The 19745-nt window shown below is 40.0% G+C and carries 16 protein-coding genes; 7 read left to right on the top strand and 9 right to left on the bottom strand.

The genetic code is table 11. The features are described from left to right. The first annotated feature begins 61 nt into the window (after positions 1-61). Positions 62-793: an orotidine-5'-phosphate decarboxylase gene (gene pyrF / locus KCV09_RS06185; protein WP_171497693.1), complete on the top strand. Its 732-nt coding sequence runs from the start codon at positions 62-64 to the stop codon at positions 791-793. Here pyrF and KCV09_RS06180 read toward each other — a convergent pair. Together KCV09_RS06180 and KCV09_RS06175 are read right to left on the bottom strand one after the other, a co-directional pair. Then, positions 790-1698 carry a lysine exporter LysO family protein gene (locus KCV09_RS06180; protein ID WP_151815515.1) on the bottom strand — a complete coding sequence of 303 codons (909 nt, stop codon included), beginning with the start codon at positions 1696-1698 and terminating at the stop codon, positions 790-792. The two genes, pyrF and KCV09_RS06180, sit on opposite strands and share 4 nt — an antisense overlap. Before the next feature lie 46 nt (positions 1699-1744). Beyond that, positions 1745-3256, bottom strand: coding sequence for a flavin-containing monooxygenase (locus KCV09_RS06175; protein ID WP_151820179.1), 1512 nt, complete (start codon positions 3254-3256; stop codon positions 1745-1747). A 153-nt stretch (positions 3257-3409) separates the two neighbouring features. On the opposite strand from KCV09_RS06175, the gene KCV09_RS06170 reads away from it, so the two are divergent. The 4 genes from KCV09_RS06170 (at position 3410) to KCV09_RS06155 (ending at position 8953) form a co-directional block, all read left to right on the top strand. After that, the gene (locus KCV09_RS06170) at positions 3410-4420 is read left to right on the top strand and encodes an AraC family transcriptional regulator (protein ID WP_151816037.1); all 1011 of its coding nucleotides are present in this window, start codon (positions 3410-3412) and stop codon (positions 4418-4420) included. Between the two features lie 88 nt (positions 4421-4508). Beyond that, complete coding sequence (gene zapE / locus KCV09_RS06165) at positions 4509-5651, top strand: cell division protein ZapE (RefSeq protein ID WP_025095506.1); 1143 nt, start codon at positions 4509-4511, stop codon at positions 5649-5651. A 346-nt stretch (positions 5652-5997) separates the two neighbouring features. Beyond that, complete coding sequence (locus tag KCV09_RS06160) at positions 5998-8160, top strand: malate synthase G (RefSeq protein WP_151816035.1); 2163 nt, start codon at positions 5998-6000, stop codon at positions 8158-8160. A gap of 133 nt (positions 8161-8293) precedes the next feature. Continuing rightward, on the top strand, positions 8294-8953 hold the full coding sequence (locus KCV09_RS06155) for an SOS response-associated peptidase (RefSeq protein ID WP_151816033.1): 660 nt from the start codon (positions 8294-8296) through the stop codon (positions 8951-8953). Here the strand turns inward: KCV09_RS06155 and KCV09_RS06150 are convergent. After that, positions 8950-9414 (bottom strand): MarR family winged helix-turn-helix transcriptional regulator, encoded by a 465-nt coding sequence (locus KCV09_RS06150; protein ID WP_004938667.1) that lies wholly within the window; start codon positions 9412-9414, stop codon positions 8950-8952. The two genes, KCV09_RS06155 and KCV09_RS06150, sit on opposite strands and share 4 nt — an antisense overlap. 754 nt (positions 9415-10168) lie before the next feature. On the opposite strand from KCV09_RS06150, the gene KCV09_RS06145 reads away from it, so the two are divergent. After that, on the top strand, positions 10169-11698 hold the full coding sequence (locus tag KCV09_RS06145) for a TerC family protein (RefSeq protein ID WP_004948093.1): 1530 nt from the start codon (positions 10169-10171) through the stop codon (positions 11696-11698). 54 nt (positions 11699-11752) lie between these two features. Here the strand turns inward: KCV09_RS06145 and KCV09_RS06140 are convergent, their stop codons facing one another. From KCV09_RS06140 to KCV09_RS06115, 6 genes are all read right to left on the bottom strand, one after another. Next, entirely contained in the window at positions 11753-12844 is a 1092-nt protein-coding gene (locus KCV09_RS06140; RefSeq protein WP_004938664.1) for a 3-deoxy-7-phosphoheptulonate synthase, read from the bottom strand. A 122-nt stretch (positions 12845-12966) separates the two neighbouring features. Continuing rightward, complete coding sequence (locus tag KCV09_RS06135) at positions 12967-13842, bottom strand: sulfite exporter TauE/SafE family protein (RefSeq protein WP_212515689.1); 876 nt, start codon at positions 13840-13842, stop codon at positions 12967-12969. Between the two features lie 104 nt (positions 13843-13946). Further along, on the bottom strand, positions 13947-14231 hold the full coding sequence (locus KCV09_RS06130) for a DUF1634 domain-containing protein (protein ID WP_151815601.1): 285 nt from the start codon (positions 14229-14231) through the stop codon (positions 13947-13949). Beyond that, complete coding sequence (locus KCV09_RS06125) at positions 14228-15799, bottom strand: PepSY-associated TM helix domain-containing protein (RefSeq protein WP_151815600.1); 1572 nt, start codon at positions 15797-15799, stop codon at positions 14228-14230. The genes KCV09_RS06130 and KCV09_RS06125 overlap by 4 nt, the downstream gene beginning before the upstream one ends. Positions 15800-15802: 3 nt before the next feature. Then, a complete protein-coding gene (locus KCV09_RS06120) occupies positions 15803-16096 on the bottom strand; it encodes a hypothetical protein (RefSeq protein ID WP_151815599.1) in 294 nt (97 codons plus the stop codon). A gap of 62 nt (positions 16097-16158) precedes the next feature. Then, positions 16159-18321 (bottom strand): TonB-dependent siderophore receptor, encoded by a 2163-nt coding sequence (locus KCV09_RS06115; protein WP_228301573.1) that lies wholly within the window; start codon positions 18319-18321, stop codon positions 16159-16161. Positions 18322-18553: 232 nt separating this feature from the next. Here KCV09_RS06115 and lpxB point away from each other — a divergent pair, with 232 nt between their 5' ends. After that, positions 18554-19729, top strand: coding sequence for a lipid-A-disaccharide synthase (lpxB, locus tag KCV09_RS06110; RefSeq protein WP_212515687.1), 1176 nt, complete (start codon positions 18554-18556; stop codon positions 19727-19729). The last annotated feature ends 16 nt before the right edge of the window (positions 19730-19745 follow it).

Below are 19745 nucleotides of genomic sequence, written 5' to 3'. Positions count from 1 at the left end.
CGATTGGACTTGTCTTAGACGCTTTTTTTGATAAAAACCACATTCATGCTTTGTGCAAAGCATGAATACATCTATAATTACCCGAATTTTAAGCTGTGGAATTAGATTCGTGAGTATTATTATTGCCTTAGACGCAAAGAGCCAATATGACGCTTTGAGCATTGTAGATCAGCTCGATCCATCACTTTGTCGTGTCAAAGTAGGCAAGGAGCTATTTACTCACGATGGGCCGCAAACAGTCAGAATTTTGCAAGATCGCGGTTTTGAACTATTCCTCGATTTGAAATTTCATGACATTCCAAACACCACAGCACAAGCCGTATGTGCTGCAGCAGATTTGGGGGTGTGGATGGTGAACGTTCATGCCTCGGGTGGTCGTAAAATGATGGAAACCTGCGTTGAACGTCTTAAAGCAGGAAACTATCAGACACAACTGATTGCCGTGACTGTATTAACCTCGATGGGTCGTGAAGATTTACGTGATATTGGCCTAGATATTGAGCCGTCTGAACAGGTAAAACGCTTAGCTCAACTTACTAAAGAAAGTGGTCTTGATGGTGTGGTATGTTCGGCGCAAGAAGCAAAGATGCTGCGTGATCTTTTAGGTCAAGATTTTGCGTTGGTAACCCCAGGTATTCGACCTGAAGGTGCCAATGCTGATGATCAAAAGCGCATCGTGACACCGAAACAGGCGATGCTGGATGGCTCGACGCACTTGGTGATTGGTCGCCCAATCACGCGTGCAGAAAATCCAAATGAAATGCTGAAAAGTATTTTATCTAGCCTTGCTTAAAGCATAAGCACCAAACTCATCAAAATTGGTGCAAGCAATGACAGAATAATGCCGCTGACCATCGCATACGGCACATAATGTGTGCCGCATGACTGCTTGACCATGGCCAGCGTAGCATCCATCGATGTAGCGCCTGCGCTAGAAATTGCTGAGCGAGGAAATCGCCAGCCAAAACAATACATCAACAATATTGCAAAAATTTCGCGAAACAAATCGGTCAAGAGCGCCATTCCACCGAGTTCACTAGAATGTAGCTGTGTCAGTAAAATACCAGACATCGAGTACCAGCCGTACCCTTGGGAGAGCGCGAAGGTCTCTTTAAGTGAAAGGTCGTGTAGAAAGTAATGACATCCCAACGCTGCCAAGCAAGACCCTAAAATTGCAGCACATGGCACCACCAGTATTTTCCAGCTGAGCCATGATCTGTCTAAGCGTGTAAAAGCCAGTTCAATCCCAATGAGGAAAATAAACAATAACAATAAATACCAGCTATTAAAGTGCGGATCCCAGTTTTGCCATAAACAGATGGCGCCAATAGCTCCCCCTAGCATTAAGGCCAGACAGGCATGACTGATATTTTTAATTGCGTTTAAAAATAGTGAAAATGAAATTTTACCTTGCACGCTATCACGATCTAAAACCTGATAGGCAAGCATACACACTACAAACGAAGCACATGTGGTCGTGAAAGCCAGAATCAGCGCAGTTGGCAAAATTTGTTGTGGATCTTTGAGCTGATGAAATGCAAAGCTAAATTCAAAAGCGACCGCCATAAGTAGCAAATAAGAAAAATAAGGCAGTACTTTAAATACGAGCTTCTGCAATGTTTGAGATAAACGAGGCCCCAAAAAATAACCCAGAGTACCTACAATTAAAATTTGTGTAATAAGAAGAAGAGATTGCATGAAATAAGTAAGCTGTAGACAACTTACTTATTATGACGATCATCAATTATACTGCAATCTTTTTTGCATCCCGACTTGACCAGAGATGATAATCCGCGATATCAACTTTACGGGTTTGAAGCCAGTATTGCCAAGTATACGTTGGCCAGAGTGAAAAGTTTTTTCCTTCTTGGGTTTGATACCAACTAACACATCCTCCTGCTTGCCATACCGTACCTTGCAATTGCTGTTGAATTTTTTGATTGAATCGATCTTGTTGTTGTTGTTTAACTTCAATGGCGCTGCATTGTGACAGATCGACTTTTATAATTAACTGTAGAATATAGTCGACTTGTGATTCAATCATGAAAATCACTGAATTATGACCCAATACGGTATTGGGGCCGAGTAACTGAAACAGATTTGGAAAGCCTGCCGTACAAATACCATAATAGCTTTCTGGACCATTTTTCCACGCTGTTTTGAGTTCGATATTTTGCTTGCCATAGCATTCAAACTTTTTTAGATAAATCCGCGGATCGGTTACAAAGCCCGTGCCATAGATCAAACAGTCAATGGGGCGTTCTTTACCGTCATTCGTCACTATGCTATGTGCTTTTAATTCCCGAATGCCATCTGTAACAAGTTCTACATTTTCTCGATTAAACGTCGGGAAGTATTTGTTCGATATTAGAATTCGCTTACATCCCATGACAAAATCGGGTGTAAGTTTTTTGGCAAGTTGCTTATCTTTTACCTGATAACGAATAAATGCTTCTGCCAGTTTTTGCCCGTATTTCATAATGGTGGGTTTAACAATCGGTACAACCCGCGATTCATTACTCCAGTACAGTCGAGTACGATGCAGCTTGCGATACGCTTCAGAATGTTTAAATAATGTTTGATCCAGCTTTGAATAACGTCGTTCATCGCGCGGAATAACCCATGCTGCGGTGCGCTGCATCACGTAAAGCTGTTTGACTTGAGGTGCAATTTCGGGGATATATTGAATTGCACTACCACCTGTGCCAATCGAGGCAACATGTTTATTACTTAGATCGTAGCTGTGATCCCATTGAGATGAGTGAAACACTTTTCCTTTGAATGTTTCAATGCCTTTAATATGCGGGATTTGCGGAACATGTAAAGGCCCAGAAGCAAAAATTAAGAATTGGGCTTGAAGTGGTGCTTGGTCTTTAATGTCGATATGCCAATAACATCCATCTTCATCATATTTTGCGCAAATGACTTCATGTTCAAAACGACAAAATTCTTTGAATTGATAACGCGCTGCTAGATCTTGCATATATCCAAAAATTTCATCGGCTTCTGCATAGCGTTTAGACCAGTCAGTTTTGGGAGCGAATGAAAGGGAATACATATGCGACTGAACATCGCAGGCTGCCCCCGGATACTGATTGTCTCGCCATGTTCCACCTAAATCTGCTGCTTTTTCTAACACGACAAAATCACGAATATTGTTTTGGAGCAGTCGAATGGCCATGGCTAAACCGCCAAAACCTGCTCCAATAATGGCAATCTTTATTGTTTGAATCTTTTGATGAGATGCATGCTGCATGATTTATTCCTTGGTCAAACCTTAAGCATGAGATTAAAGACTGCTATCTGTAAATTCCATGATTGCACTGCCATTAAAATTGATAGATTCGGCAATTAAAATTAATTGGTATTTATAGTAAAACATTTTGGTAGTTTTAATATAGTTGAAAGAATGAAGCGCTCCATCCTCGGACTTATGTATCTTATCCAAGGTATGCGGAATGCGGGTATCGATGTAGATACACGCTTGGCATCCATTGGAATTAAGCTCGATGCAATCGATCCGAACTCGATCATTCATGACTCACTTGAGTGGGACATCCAGTATGTGATTGGAAAAGATGTTGCGCCTGAAAACGGACTGTTTATTGGGCAGCATTATGCATTGGCAGGTTATGGCCCTCTATTGATGCTGCTTGTTACGAGTGACAGTATCCGCACAGCGATTTGTAAAGGCATTGAATATCAAAAACTGACTCACCTTTCAGGTGAACTAGACCTAATCACGACCACAGCAAAAACTTCTTTGGTATACCGACCATCAGATTTAAACTCTTCAATAGGTTTGCTCAGAGCACAGTGTGAAGTCTCAGGCACTTATAAATTTATTCAAGATATTTATAAAATGATGGGGCTCATGGCGCCAGAGATTCGGGTTGAATTGCCATTTTTAGCACCTCAGGACCTTCAAATACTGCATCAATATTACGATTATTATGGTCCTAATCTGCATTTTGGCCATACGTGTGCGGCTTTTAGCCTTGATGCGGATGTGTTGGATGTAAAAATTCCATCTGCCGATGCAATTACGCATCGTGTATATGAGGTGAAATGTCAGACAGAAATTGATCGCTTAAATGCCGAGCAAAAAAAGCAACCACTGCTCGTGCAGCAAGTGCATGATTATCTGGAGTTACAACAAGGTGTTATTCCAACGATGGCAGAAACGGCTTTTGCGCTAAATATACCTGAGCGAACACTTCGACACCAATTACAGCAACACGATACCAGCTATAAAAAAATACGTGAACAATTAATTAAGGATAAAGCACTCAAACTTATGGAATATAAAGAATACTCAATTGAAATGATTGCTGAATTGCTTGGTTACTCTGAACCTGCTGCATTTAATCATGCGTTTAAGCGATGGTTTGGACAAAGCCCCCGGCGCTATGGTAAATAAGTTGTGTTGCATTATGCAGCTAAAGTTCTATATGTATTCAACCAACATCTAATATACTTTTCATCAGACCCAGATAGCACAGAACGATATGTCAAATAGTAGCGCTTCGCACAATACCGCTTTTACGCCCTTATCGCCAGCAGAACGCTATGCACAAGCGCTAGCGTCCGGACAATTCATGCCAGATGAAGCTCAAGCCCAAGCGGTCAGTGAGCTTGAGCGTGTTTGGCAAGAACTGTTAAATCGTTATAAGGCATCTAAAAAGGCTTTTCGCCGTTTTCGCCGTCAAACCTCACCAAAAGGTGTATATATGTGGGGCGGTGTTGGGCGTGGCAAAACTTGGCTGATGGATCAATTTTTTGAGTCAATTCCATTTCGTCGTAAAACACGCATGCATTTTCATCATTTCATGCAGCATGTACATCGTGAGCTCAACAAGCTTTCGGGTCAGCGCAATCCTCTCGATCAAGTTGCAGACAAAATTTATAAAGATGCCGTGATTATCTGCTTTGATGAGTTTTTTGTATCGAATGTTACTGATGCCATGATCTTAAGTGACCTGTTTCAAAAGCTTTTTGCGCGTGGCGTGACTTTGGTGGCCACCTCCAATATTGCACCAGAAGGATTATATAAAAACGGTATTCACCGTGATCGCTTTTTACCTACCATCGATTTATTGCAAAAAAACTGTACCATTTTAAATGTCGATGCAGGTGTGGATTATCGACTTCGCGTTCTCAAGCAGGCACAACTGTTTAAATATCCGTTAAGTGCCGATGCAAGTGAATGGATGACACAGCGTTTTGAGGCAATTACCCGTTCACAAACGGTTTCTCAAGAGCCGATTACCATTAATAATCGGATCGTCGAAACCTTAGGTCATACCGAAGATGTACTGTGGTGTGAATTTTCAGAATTGTGTGTTAAGCCACGTAGTCCAGCCGATTTTATTGAGATTGCCAATATCTACAATACAGTCTTGGTAAGCAATGTTCCGCATCTTAATGATTACCTCTCCGAAGGCACACGTCGTTTTATTTATCTGGTTGATGAATTTTACGATCGCGGCGTAAAGCTCCTACTTACTTCACAAGATTCAATTATTGAGTTATACGAAGGCGAGAAACTGGCGTTTGAAATTGAGCGAACCCGTTCGCGTTTGCTTGAAATGCAGTCGGACGATTATTTACACGCAGCTCACCGACAAATTGATGACGCAAAAACATCATAATTAAAGATAAGGCATTCATTTTGAATGCCTTATTATATTTAAATCCACATAAAAATTATTTTTCAAATCTGTTTAATAATCTAAAAATTTTGCTATAACTAATCATGTTGTTTTGGATATGTTGAATAAACCAGCCAATTTTGGCTATTTTTTAACATGGATCATACTTTATATACTTTAAACCAAGAATTCAGTTTCTGAGATTGCAAGACACAACGAAGTAAATTGGGTGCTTAATTTTACTGTGAAATGTTTGTTATTTCACAATGTGATTCTGCTATTCAGGATGGTATAAATGGTTATACTAGAATCTCTTGTATAAAAAGTAGCAATATCAGGAAAGACGATGACGGCACGTATTCAAAAAGGCAAGCTCGCGATTGCGAAAGAACTTTACGATTTTATAGAAAATGAAGCGTTAACTGCTTCGGGGTTAGACAGTGAAACCTACTGGAAAAACTTTGAGCAGGTCGTTGTCGATCTGAGCCCAAAAAATAAGGCACTTTTGGCGAAGCGAGATGATTTACAAGCTCAAATTGATGAATGGCATCGCAATAACACATTTGAACTAGGTGCTTATAAAGCCTTTCTCAAAGAAATTGGTTACTTATTACCTGAAGTCGAAGATTTTCAAATTACCACAGAGAATGTGGATGAAGAAATTGCACTGCTGGCTGGACCACAATTGGTGGTTCCTGTGCGTAATGCACGCTATTCACTGAATGCTGCCAACGCGCGTTGGGGATCACTCTATGATGCGCTATATGGCTTTGATGTGATCTCTGAAGAAGGAGGAGCTGAGAAAGGCAAGGGATACAATCCTGCGCGTGGTGCCAAAGTGATTGCATTTGCAAAAAACTTTCTAGACGAAACATTCCCATTGGCACAAGGCTCTCATTCAGCTGCAGTGAAATATAGCGTTGAGCACAATGCACTGGTGATTCAACTAAAATCTGGTGAAAGCACCTCCTTGAAACATGAAGCCTTATTTGTTGGTTTTAATGGCGATGAACAAGCACCAACTGAAATCGTGCTTAAAAATAATGGTTTACATGTCATTATCGAAATTGATGCGACCAGTCCAATTGGTCAAACAGATGCAGCAGGGGTGAAAGACCTTGTGCTTGAAGCTGCGATCACGACCATTCAGGATTTAGAAGATTCAGTCGCTGCGGTAGATGCAGAGGAAAAAGTCGAAGGTTATCGTAACTGGCTAGGGCTCATGCAAGGCACATTGCAAGAGTCAATTGAAAAAAATGGCAAAACTATCACACGTAAACTCAGTGAAGATCGTACATGTAAAAACTTGATTGGTGGAACCACAACTTTACATGGCCGTTCGTTGATGCTGCTACGTAATGTGGGGCACCTGATGACTAACCCTGCAATTTTGGTTGATGGTGAAGAAATTTACGAAGGTATTATGGATGCCTTGATTACGCCACTGCTTTCCGTGGTGGATATTAAAGGTCAAAATACCATTAAGAACTCGCGCAAAGGGTCGATGTATATTGTTAAACCAAAAATGCATGGCCCAGAGGAGGTTGCATTTACGGTTGAGCTGTTTGAGCGCGTTGAAAAGGCGCTTGGCTTACCTGAAAAATCGCTCAAAGTCGGTATTATGGATGAAGAGCGTCGTACTTCGGTCAACCTGAAAAACTGTATTGCCCAAGCCAAAGATCGTACCATCTTTATTAATACAGGCTTCATGGACCGTACTGGTGATGAGATTCATACTTTCATGGAAGCCGGTCCTTTTGTTCGTAAGGGTGAGATCAAAGGACAAAAATGGTTCCCAGCTTATGAAAACCGCAATGTTATGATTGGTTTGCAAGCAGGTTTACGTGGAAAAGCACAAATTGGTAAGGGTATGTGGCCAAAACCAGACATGCTGCTAGACATGTATAACACCAAGATTGAGCATCCTGAAGCAGGTGCATCATGTGCTTGGGTGCCTTCACCATCTGGTGCGGTGATCCATGCCATCCATTACCATCAGTGCAATGTCACAGAGCGTCAACAAGAGCTGTTAAGTACACAGCCGATTTCACTTGATGACTTGCTGACACCACCATTAGCCACAGAAACTAACTGGTCTGCCGATGAAATTACCAAAGAGCTAGAAAATAACTGCCAAGGTATTCTTGGTTATGTTGTACGCTGGGTTGATTTAGGTGTGGGTTGTTCGAAAGTGCCAGACATTAATAACGTTGGCCTAATGGAAGATCGCGCGACTTTACGTATTTCCTCACAGCACGTTGCAAACTGGCTGCGTCACGGTATTGTGACAAAAGCACAGGTTGAAGAGGTGCTTAAGCGTATGGCAAAAGTAGTGGATGAACAAAATGCCAATGATCCAGAGTACACGCCGATGTCGCCTGGATTTGAAGGAATTGCATTCCAAGCTGCTTCAGATTTGATTTTCAAAGGTGGTGAACAACCTTCTGGTTATACCGAACCTCTACTACATGCTGCACGTTTAAAACTTAAAGGTTACACAGGTGATTAAGTAAACAGTGTGTCGCGAAAAGCCGCAACATATGTTGCGGTTTTTTTATCGATTTATGTGTAATCAATTGACCCTCAATCCGTCTCGGTTTTACACTAAGACACCAATCAAAATAGGTCATCAGACAACATTAATGTGTGCCAATTTTAAACCGTTGACATTGGAGCAATTGAAACAACAGCAGTTGCCCATGATTGATTTTGAATATGTGGATGAGGTTTATCCGGGCTATAGCTTGCCATTAATGTTTAAAAAAGACGGTGAATATCAATGGCGCGAGGTCATGTTTGGTCTGGTACCTAAATGGGCAACAGATCTTACGATCGCCAAGAAAACTTATAATGCCAGAAGTGAAACGCTACTACAGAAAGCAAGTTTTTTTGAGCCAACCACCAAATGTCAATTTGGCGTGATTCCGGTCACTGAGTTTTATGAAGCCAGATATATTCAAGGCAAACCACAGCGTTGGTGTGTAAGGCGTAAGGATAAAAAAGCGTTTTTTATTGCGGCACTTTATGAGATTTGCAAGATTGATGACCAAGTGATTCGTTCAGCGACCATGATTACCATGGATGCGATTGATCATCCTATGATGAGAGAGTTCCATGAGCCGGGCGATGTAAAGCGCTCTGTGGTGGTGATTCCCGAAGAGCGCCTAGATCAGTGGCTTAGTTTGACCATTCCAGATATTGAATCTTTTATTGAAGGTTTTCCAGTTGAAGAGTTTGAATGTGCCTATGTTCCTAAGCTCAATCGCACTAAGCAAACCAATCAACTGAATTTTTTTGATTAATTGGAAAGGTTTCTAAACAGGATTTTTAGGCCATCGATCATCTTTTCAATTTGCAAAGGCGTTAGACCTTCGAAAGACTGCTCTAGTACAGCGCCAGTCAAATCATTAATCTTGTGTATCATTTGCATACCATGATCGGTAAGCACTACACGTGTAATTCGAGCATCGCCATCGCAAGAGTAGGTATTTACATAGCCTTCATCTTTAAGTCGATAGACAATTTTGGTGGTCGTCGACATTTTTGAGATCACCATTTCAGACAGCTCTGAAACACTGGCATTAGGTCTTGAATAAAGTGCCAATAAGATGCGGCGTCGTGAATTATCGAGACCGTATTTTTTTAGTACATTATCGATATTAATGACATATTGGGCATGAACTTGACTGATCCAGTAATAAGGAAAGTTATTTACGTCGAAGGACTTCTCTGATGGCAAGAAGCGATCATATTTTTTAGTCATAGCTGCATCCTCAACAGTTTTAATTTTCATCCCTTAATGTAATCTTATTTTAAATATTGAATTATAAGCAACGTATTTTTTTCAATTTGCGCTTAAAATGTATAACCTAACTGGTCATTCTTTAAAGAAATTATTTAAGCTTGCCTTAAATAAAAATTGTAAAAGTAGAGTAATTTTCTTGCTATAAAAATTACACAAAATATATAGATAAATTAAATAATAATTTAACTCACGATAAAATTCCCACAATTTTTTTCATTAAAATTCCCTTATTTATCATATTGATATATTGTTTATTATTTAATCATTATCGAATTTTATAATTTATGAATTCTACTTTTTATTTGATGCTTAAAACATTATTTTGTAACTTTGAGAGATTGATCATATTTTTTGATATTTTAACAACTTCATATGTCAAGTAATTGATTAGAAAAACTGATCAATAAGCTGACTTAAAATCATCTTGAGTGTATTTACATGAATAAAATTTGTGAAATAAATGGTGATTTAAAGACTTGATCGACTCAATAATGATTGTTTTGTCAGTTTTACAAAGAAATACGATAAGTTATTTTTAATTAAAAAATTGAACGTAAAAAAATATTTAAAAATCACAAAAAAATTAAAAAAACCTTAAAAAATTATGCATAATGATTTTAAGTTTTTCAAAAGTAGAGGTTATCCATATGGATCCGTCGCCGTGTAGGTTATCGTGTTACTCATCCTTAAATAAGAAGATGGAGATCTAAAGATGGAGTTTCTTTTAGATCCAGGAATATGGGTGGGGCTGCTTACTTTAATTGTATTGGAAATTGTTTTAGGGATTGATAATCTCGTTTTTATTGCCATTTTGGCCGACAAATTACCTCCTGAACAACGTGATAAAGCACGCGTGATTGGGCTTTCATTGGCTTTAGTCATGCGCTTGGCATTATTGTCTGTCATTTCATGGCTTGTCACTTTAACCAAACCTTTGGTTTTTATCTTCGATTACAGTTTTTCCGGTCGTGACTTAATTCTGCTTTTTGGTGGATTATTTTTGGTGTACAAGGCTGTTACAGAACTGCATGAAAAAATGGAAGGCAAGCCTGAAATCAAAACAAATTCTTCAGTGGCCTATGCCAGTTTCTGGGCAGTGGTAACGCAGATTATTGTACTTGATGCAGTCTTCTCTTTAGATTCTGTCATTACCGCGATCGGTATGGTCGATAACATTTATGTCATGATGACAGCCGTTGTTGTTGCCGTCATTGTCATGCTCATCGCATCTAAACCATTGACTAACTTTGTTAACCGACATCCAACTGTAGTAATCTTGTGCTTAAGCTTCTTGTTGCTGATCGGCATTAGCTTGATTGCAGAAGGTTTTGGTTTCCATATTCCAAAAGGGTATATCTATTCGGGTATTGGCGTTGCAATTTTGATTGAAGCCTTTAATCAGTTTTCGCAGCGTAATGTGGAAAAACATCAAGCCAAAATTCCATTGCGTCATCGGACTGCGAATGCAATTTTTAAACTGATGGGTGAAAAAGACGAAATCAGTACGCCAATTGATAAAAAAGATACGGATGGTCTTTTTGTGAGTGAAGAGCGTTATATGATTGGAGGTGTATTGACACTTGCAGAACGCTCGGTGGCCTCGATCATGACGCCTCGTACGCAAATTTCATGGATCAACATCGATGAAGATCATGACATTATTCGCGAACAAATTCTCTCAGTGCCACATAGTCTGTTTCCGGTATGTCGAGGAAGTCTGGATAAAGTCATTACAATTGCACGTGCTAAGGATTTGATTGATGCCTTAGATGATCCAGATGAACTTTCGAATGTACTCAAACGTCAGCGACCTATTTTCATTTTTGAAAAAATGAAAGTGATTGATGCAATTAATACACTCAGAACCTCAAAAGGTTCATTGGTCTTGGTCAGTGATGAATTTGGTGTGGTACAAGGTTTGATTTCACCGCTAGACGTATTTGAAGCGATTGCGGGTGAGTTTCCAGATGCCGACGAACAACTGGATTTGATTAAAGTCGATGAGCGTACGTGGCATGCCAATGGTTTATTAGATCTTTACCAGCTTGAGCTAGAGTTAGGCATGATTGAGCTGATGCCAGATCATGCTGACTATATCAGTGTGGCAGGTTTAATCTTAGACAAGACCCAAACAGAAGTGCAGGTGGGTACCTCGATTGTGTACGAAACAATTTACTTCGAAGTGATTGAAATGGATGGCAATCGAATCAAATTAGTGAAAATTGTATATCCAACTGATTAATTTGAAATGTAAAAAAAAGCTCTCATGAATGAGAGCTTTTTTTTACATAAGGAATTAACGCGATGGCAAAACGGTTTTGAGCGTTTCGTGCATTTCAAGTAACACTTGTTCAGTGGTGTCCCAATCGATACAGCCGTCTGTAACAGATTTGCCGTACTCTAAATCACAAAGATTTTCAGGGATATCCTGACGTCCACCTTTTAAGTGACTTTCAACCATCAGGCCAACAATCGATTTGTTGCCTTCTAAAATCTGTTCGGTCACATTTTTTAGAACCAGAGGCTGTAAGTACGGGTCTTTGTTTGAGTTCGCATGGCTGGCATCGATCATGATTTTATTGCTAACCTTCGCTTTAGCCAAGGCGTTTTCTGCTTCAGCGACTGAGCCAGCATCATAGTTTGGTTTACCATTACCACCACGCAGTACCACATGTGCATACGGGTTTCCGCTGGTATGAATAACCGAAACCTGACCATTTTCATTGAGGCCCAAAAAGCTGTGGCCGTGTTTAACCGATTGCATCGCGTTGGTCGCAACCGTCAAACCGCCGTCGGTACCATTTTTAAAGCCTACAGGCGATGAAAGACCTGACGACATTTCACGGTGGGTTTGGCTTTCAGTTGTCCGCGCGCCGATCGCTGACCATGAAATTAAATCTTGATAATACTGCGGTGAGTTTGGATCGAGTGCTTCAGTTGCGCAAGGTAAGCCTTTTTCATTCAACTCAAGTAAAAGTTTGCGTCCAATACGTAACCCTTTTTCAATGTTGAAAGAATCGTCCATATCTGGATCGTTAATCAAACCTTTCCAACCCACTGTGGTACGTGGTTTTTCAAAATAAACGCGCATGACGATGTAAAGCGTATCTTTTACTTTTTCGCTGAGAACTTTCAAACGATCTGCATATTCATGAGCAGCTTTTGGATCATGAATAGAACATGGGCCAATCACAACAAAGACACGTTTGTCCGAACCATCAAGAATATTACGAATGGTTTCACGACCATGTAATACGGTTTGATAGGCACTTTCTGTCAATGGCAACTCTGCTTTTAGCTCGGCAGGGGTTACAAGAGGTTGAATGCTTTTGATGTTAACATCATCGATATCTGGCTGTGAAACTGGATTGGACTGTAAAGTATTCATTGCTGTCACTGACTGGATCTTACTGGTTTTCTGTTTACTGAATATACCATGAAACGAGAATGATAAAGCTATAGTTGGCACGGATTAATCGTTTAAAAAAATCGATTAACCCGTTCTATCCTTTAAACTTTAGTGGTTTTTTCAGGTGTGTGCTGTTCTACAACAGCAGGTTTTTGTACTGGTTTTGCCTTCGCTGGATTGATCATAAAATTGACACCGAGAGCAAACAAGGTGATACCCAAAATTTTACGAATCAGTTTTTCTGGCATTTTTGAGCTGATTAAAGTACCAATAATGATGGCAGGAATAGACCCAACCAATAACCACATCAGGAGTACGAAATCGACATTACCTGCACTCATATGGCTTAAACCTGCGACCGAGGTGAGCAAGACGGCATGTACCACATCAGAACCAATAATACGAATCATGGGTAAATTTGGAAACATGATAATCAAGGCCATGATTCCAAAGGCACCAGCACCTACCGAAGATAAGGTCACAAACACACCCAGCACGATACCCATGATCACCACATAAATGCGTTTATTGGTGGTGAGGTTTTCAGCATTGATTTGAGTGATATCTGGCTTACGAAAGCGCATGAAAAACTTTTCAATGCGTGAGCGGAAAATAATAGAAATACCCGTAAGCGTGAGCATAAAGCCCAATACCATAGTTAAGACTGCTTTATAATGTGTAGATTGACTCAAATAATGCTCAAGTACCCAAGAGGTCGCAAAAGACGCGGGAATACTTCCCACCGCTAACCAAAGCACGATTGGCCACACAATATTGAGCTTTTTAGCATGGACCATTGATCCACAAAATTTTGAAATCGCGGCATAGAGCAAATCTGTACCAATCGCGATATGCGGTTCAATTCTAAACAAACTAATTAGAATAGGTGTCATCAGTGAGCCGCCACCAACACCTGTAATACCGACGCAAAACCCTACCAACACACCAGCCAAAATAAACTCAAAAGGACCAAACATTTCACTAATCAGCCAAATACACAAAACATGCATATCTTATGACTTTTTGAGATAAATGGTTGTGATGAAAAATGATTTGCTTATGCAAAAAAACGCTAAAGCAATCATTTAGCTTTTGCTTTGAGATCGTTTACTGTGCAAATCAATAAAAAAGCCAACGGCGTTGCAAAAATAAACCAGCTCACAATTCCAATGCTGTTGCCGTAAATATAAGTAAGTGATCCGCACGCAGCGAGAAAACATAACCAAGCGATACATCTGGTGATGGATGCCGATCGGGTGAGTAGATGAAATCTTGATTTTTTGGTTTTTTCTATCTGTTTTGTACTCACAGCGTAAAGCAAGAACATACCGAGTAAGATCAATAAAAAGGTAATGAGATCAATCATGAGGCATTGACCTCAGTATTTTTAGTGTTTTTGGTAGAATGAATTTTTTTACTTAATTTCTTGTGTGCATGCGTTTGAATGGGATGAATATTTTTTAAAATAAACAAAGCCAGTCCGGCAAATATAATCAGCATAAGATCAATACGTAAAAAAATCCAATAGCTTGAGATATGATGAACATAATCGTGCTGAAGGAGATACATCAAATTAAAACATGCGAGAGAGATCGAACAAAAAATAAAAACGCTCAGTTGTGATTGCCACAGTAATTGTCTTGGCGTGATAATCGCCAGCAAAAAACTACTGAGCCAGACAGTAAAGAAACTGATAATTTCATAGTTTGCTGTAGAAGCCTGTACATCGGTTAAACGATTTGCAAATAAATAACTCAGCATAGCAATCGGTAAGCCCACAAATGACGCCACATTGAGCCGATCTACCAAATAATGCCCGAAATGAAAACGCTGCTGTTTATTTTGTAATTGACGTTTTAAGCTCCATAGTAATAATCCTGAGGCAATCATAAAACACCCCAAAATACCCGAGAAAAAGAAGCCAAGGCGAAGTAGGGGTTGTGCAAAAGTTGCCATGTGTAAGCCATATACGCCAAAACTCAATGTTGCAATAGCACTGTCATTTCGAGTGTTGGCTATCACTTCACCAGTTTGAGCGTTTAAGGTCAGTGTTGGACGATTTTGGGTAATCGTTTCATCTTTACTTTGCGTGAACGTAATTTGACTGTGTGTAGTGTTCGGGTTTTGCGCGCTTACAGAATCGAATGTTGTATCGCCCCATTCTTTATGTACTGTAGCAAGCAGTGTGTTGATTGGTAAGTCTTGGCGTGTACTCGGTACAACAGTTTGCTCGGCAGCTTTAGCACGAATTTCTTTAAAATACTGAAAGGGGTCGTCAGGATAGAGTTTTTGCATCCCCCAAGGCAGGTAAATATAAAAGAAAATAGCCAGTCCGGTAAATGTAATGGTCAGAAAAAAAGGTAAAGCCAGTACAGAAGAAACATTGTGAAAATCGAGCCAAGAGCGCTGCGATTTAAATGTTCTTAAAGTAAAAAAGTCGGTGAAGATTTTTTTATGCGTGATAATGCCCGAAACCAAAGCAATCAACATGATAAAGGCAGCAATACACACAATGATGCGACCGATCAGATAGGGTACGCCAAAAAGCTGGAAATGAAATTCATAAAAGAAATCGCCGCCTTTGGTCGCAGATAATTGCAGCTCTTGACCTGTGACTGGATTTAAAGTTTTGCGTTCAAATCCACCATCTGCTTTTTGCCAATACACATTATTCACAGGTGACTTTTCAGATGCTACACCGATATACCACGATTTAGCATCATGAGCATGCACATCTAGATATTGATAGGCTGTTTTAAGGGCTGTTTCTTGAGCGACATCGTACTGAGCTAATTCGGGTTGCATCCACATGGTGATTTCGTGACGGTAATACGACATCGAACCCATCAAAAAGATTGCAAAAAGTAGCCAGCCCAGTAAAAGACCTGTCCAAGAATGTAACCATGCCATGGATTGACGAATATTTTTTTGCATGGCTCAAGTTACTCCTACAATGAGCAGGTAGAAAAATAAGCAAACTAAGCCACTGAATAGACTTAATTTGACAAGTGAATGAATACAAAAAGAGAAGATCACAAAAAATACATAAAATAATATTGAAAGAAAGCCTGCGAGATAAATCGACTCTGCTTTGGGTTGTACTAAATTTAAAATAGAGGTGAGGGCAACTGAAAGCAGTGCTGTTGCAACAAAGCCCACTACAAAAGCAAGGATAAATCGATAGATTACAGCCATGGTGTATGTGTAATCGAGACGTGCAGTTTTTTTCATGGTAACCAGTTTCCCAAAGCAGCAATTGGCTATGCAGCATGCTGCTTCATAGCCATAAAGTCTTAGTATTTAAACTTTACACTGACGGTATAATTTGCAGGCTCGCCATAATAGGCCTGACCGTCTGGAAAGCTGTTTAAATATTTTTTGTTGGTCACATTCTTACCATTGGCTTGTATGCTCAAATGTTCATTCACATCGTAACTTGCCATCAGGTCGATCAATGTATAGGCATCTTGTTTAATCAGGTAAGAGGTGCCTAAACCTACATCGGATTGTTTTGTGGCATCTTGCCAACGCAAACCTGCACCGAGCTTGAGTTTTGGCAATGCAGGCACTGTATAGGTCGCCAAAAGGTTGATGGTTTGATTTGGATTATAGGTACGTGCTTGTCCACCATTGACTTTATCTTTCAGGCTAAATTGTGTGTAGCCAAATGCTATATTGGTGTGATCAGTGATTTGGCCTGCTAGGGTGACTTCAACACCTTGAGATTCCAGATCACTTGTTAGCGTTTTCCTATTCAGTGGATTTCCGTCTGAAGATTTCAGTGGATAATTATTCTGCTCGGTTTTAAATACGGCTAAACTTCCAACCAATGCATTATCTAACCATGTACTTTTCACGCCCAACTCGTAACTTTTACCATCGATTGGCTTAAGTGCTTGATTGGTTGCCTGATCAATCCCTGTTTGCGGTCTGAAAATTGAAGTATAGCTGGCATAGCCCATGTATTCAGGCGTAAAGCTATAAGTAATGCCTGCGTATGGTGACACCTTATCGTCTTTAAACGACATATCTGAACCGTAACTTATTCCCTTACTCTCAGCCTTAATGTAATTACCACCTAAAATAAATTTGAGCTTTTCAGATAAATGCAGGCGCGTCGCTGCATAGATTGAATCGACGTTTTGCTCATAATTAGCAGATTCGGCAAAATCTAACCATGTGACTGATTGAGGCGTCCAACTGGCCCAATTGGTGGTAAGTTGTCTTAAATAACCTTGTGAGTAGTCATTGTTCACATTGCTGTCATTAATAAAGCCAGTCGATTGCTGATCTTTTTGTTTGCTGTTGACATGACTATAGCCAACGCTAGCTTCGTGGTTTTTGCCCCAGAGCGTATATTCGCCACTCAAGTCAAAGTTATATTGATTACGACGATTTACTTCCTTATAACTTCCTGCATAAAGTGAGACATTTGAGCCATCAGCATTCGGATAACCTAAGTAATACAGTAGTCGACTGTCTTTTTTATTTTTTTCATGATTATAGGTCAGCTTGGCAGTCCATGTATCGCCAAGTTTTTGTTTGAGTTCAGCAAATGCGTTTTGGATTTTACCGTCCCAGTATGCCCAATTTGGTGCAGGGTTATAACTACGGCTGTAACTGATTTGTTGACCTTGACCATCTAAAAGTGGCAAAGCTCCCCAATTATTGGCATTTGGTAAATGATTTTGCTCGCTATAACCCACTGTAAATGTGGTGCTTTCTGTCAAATCAGCATCTAAAATTCCTGCAAAACCATTCTTCTCCAGTGAGTATTTATCGAGATAACTGTCACCGGTTTGCTCGTAACCCATGACTCGACCACGGACACTTCCATCTGAAGTCAGTGATCCAGACATATCAGCTTCGTAACGCTGGGTATTCCAAGAACCATAGCTTATGCCTGCACTCGCCTGAAAATCTTTAGTTGGACGCTTGCGAATATTATTGATGGTTGCACCAGGGTCTCCAAAAGCACTATTGAGTGCATCTGCACCTTTTACGACTTCCACACGGTCATAAAAATAGGTATCTGGGTTGGTATTGTTGTAATTGTAATTGGTTAATGGAAAGCCAACGCCATCGGTAAGGATATTTGAAATTTCATAGCCACGTGACATATATGTCGTTCGTTCGGTTTCCTGATTCAGTACAGTTACGCCAGGCGTATGAGCCAAAACATCTCGCGTCGAATTTAACTTAAAATCATCAATTTGCTGGCGTGTAACTACATTGATCGTTTGGGGTGTTTCCTGCGCATCGATGTTGAGTTTGGTGGCACTGCTGCTTTTTTTTATGATGTATGCTTTGGTCTGCTCAGAACTTTTCTCGGCATTTGATTCTGCTTGCAATTTGATGACTGGCAGTGTGGCATCTTCAGCATAACTCAATTGTACTTGAGAAATTGCCAGTGCAATGACAGAAAGTTTAAACAGGTGGGAGCGTGGAGCGTTCATATCCATATTTAAGAATGAAAATAATTATCATTAATTTTATTGTTTGTTTGTGTAACTCACAATCATTTATTTATCGTTAATTTGGATTGTAAAATAATGAATCAACGTTATTTTGAATTCATGATTTAATTTTTTGCTACACTCAAGGCACTCATCAATAGAAAAATTATTTTCCAAATTTGAGTGTGTTACTATCAAAGCGTGTTTGTGAATTCGTTAAAAGGTTCGTCATTTGTCTATCCAAAAATTAAAAATCGGAATTGTGGTTGGTGAGGTATCTGGCGATACGCTGGGCGTTGAGTTAATGCGCAGCTTTAAAGCACAAGGCATTGATGCAGAATTTGAAGGCATTGGTGGCCCACAAATGATCGCCGAAGGATTTAAAAGCTATTATCCGATGGAAACCTTATCGGTGATGGGTATCGTTGAAGTACTTAAAGACTTAAAAAAACTTTTTGCGGTCCGAGATGGCTTGGTACAAAAGTGGACAGAGAACCCGGTAGATGTATTTATAGGCATCGATGCACCAGATTTTAATTTACGTCTTTCTAAAACATTAAAAGAAAATAATCTTCCGATTAAAACCGTTCAATATGTGAGTCCGTCTGTTTGGGCCTGGCGGCAAGGTCGGGTACATGGCATTAAAAAAACGATTGATTTGGTGCTGTGCCTATTTCCATTCGAGAAAAATTTTTATACGCAGCATCAGGTAAATGCTGCTTTTGTGGGACATCCTCTGGCCAAGCAGTTACCATTAAAAAATCCTTTAGTTGAAGCGAAACAGGCCTTAAATCTTGATCCTGAAAAAACTTATATTGCGCTTTTACCGGGAAGTCGTAAGGGCGAAGTCGAACGATTAATGCCGCTTTTAATGGGAGCAGCCGAGCGTCTTTCGAATCAACATCCTGAACTTGAATTTTTAATGCCCGCCATTAATGAGCAACGTAAAGCTCAGATCCAAGCCCATTTGCAAAGTAAGCCAAGTTCATGGGCGAAAAAAACCCATGTGCTCGAAAATCAGGACAAAGAATCTAAGATTGGTCGTCAGGTGATGAATGCCAGTGATGTTGTCGCCTTGGCATCAGGCACGGCAACCTTAGAGGCGATGCTGCTACACCGTCCAATGGTCACTTTTTATAAGTTAAATACCATCACTTATATCATTGCCAAACTTCTGGTCAAAATTCAGTATTATTCTTTACCCAACATTATAGCCGGCAAGAAAGTCATCGAAGAACTGATTCAGTCTGATGCGACTCCCGAGCGTTTAGCCAATGAAATAGAGAGGCTCATGCATACGGAAACGGCTCAACTGCAAGCCTTGCAGCACTTGAGTATGCATAAACAACTTATTTCGGGTGATACAGAAAACCCTGTAGATGCAATTTTGAAATTGATTCAGACCTAAAAAAGGAGCGATTAGC

This window comes from Acinetobacter soli, assembly GCF_018139125.1.
Classification (GTDB): Bacteria; Pseudomonadota; Gammaproteobacteria; order Pseudomonadales; family Moraxellaceae; genus Acinetobacter; species Acinetobacter soli.
This window is presented reverse-complemented; position numbering and strand designations above follow the sequence as displayed.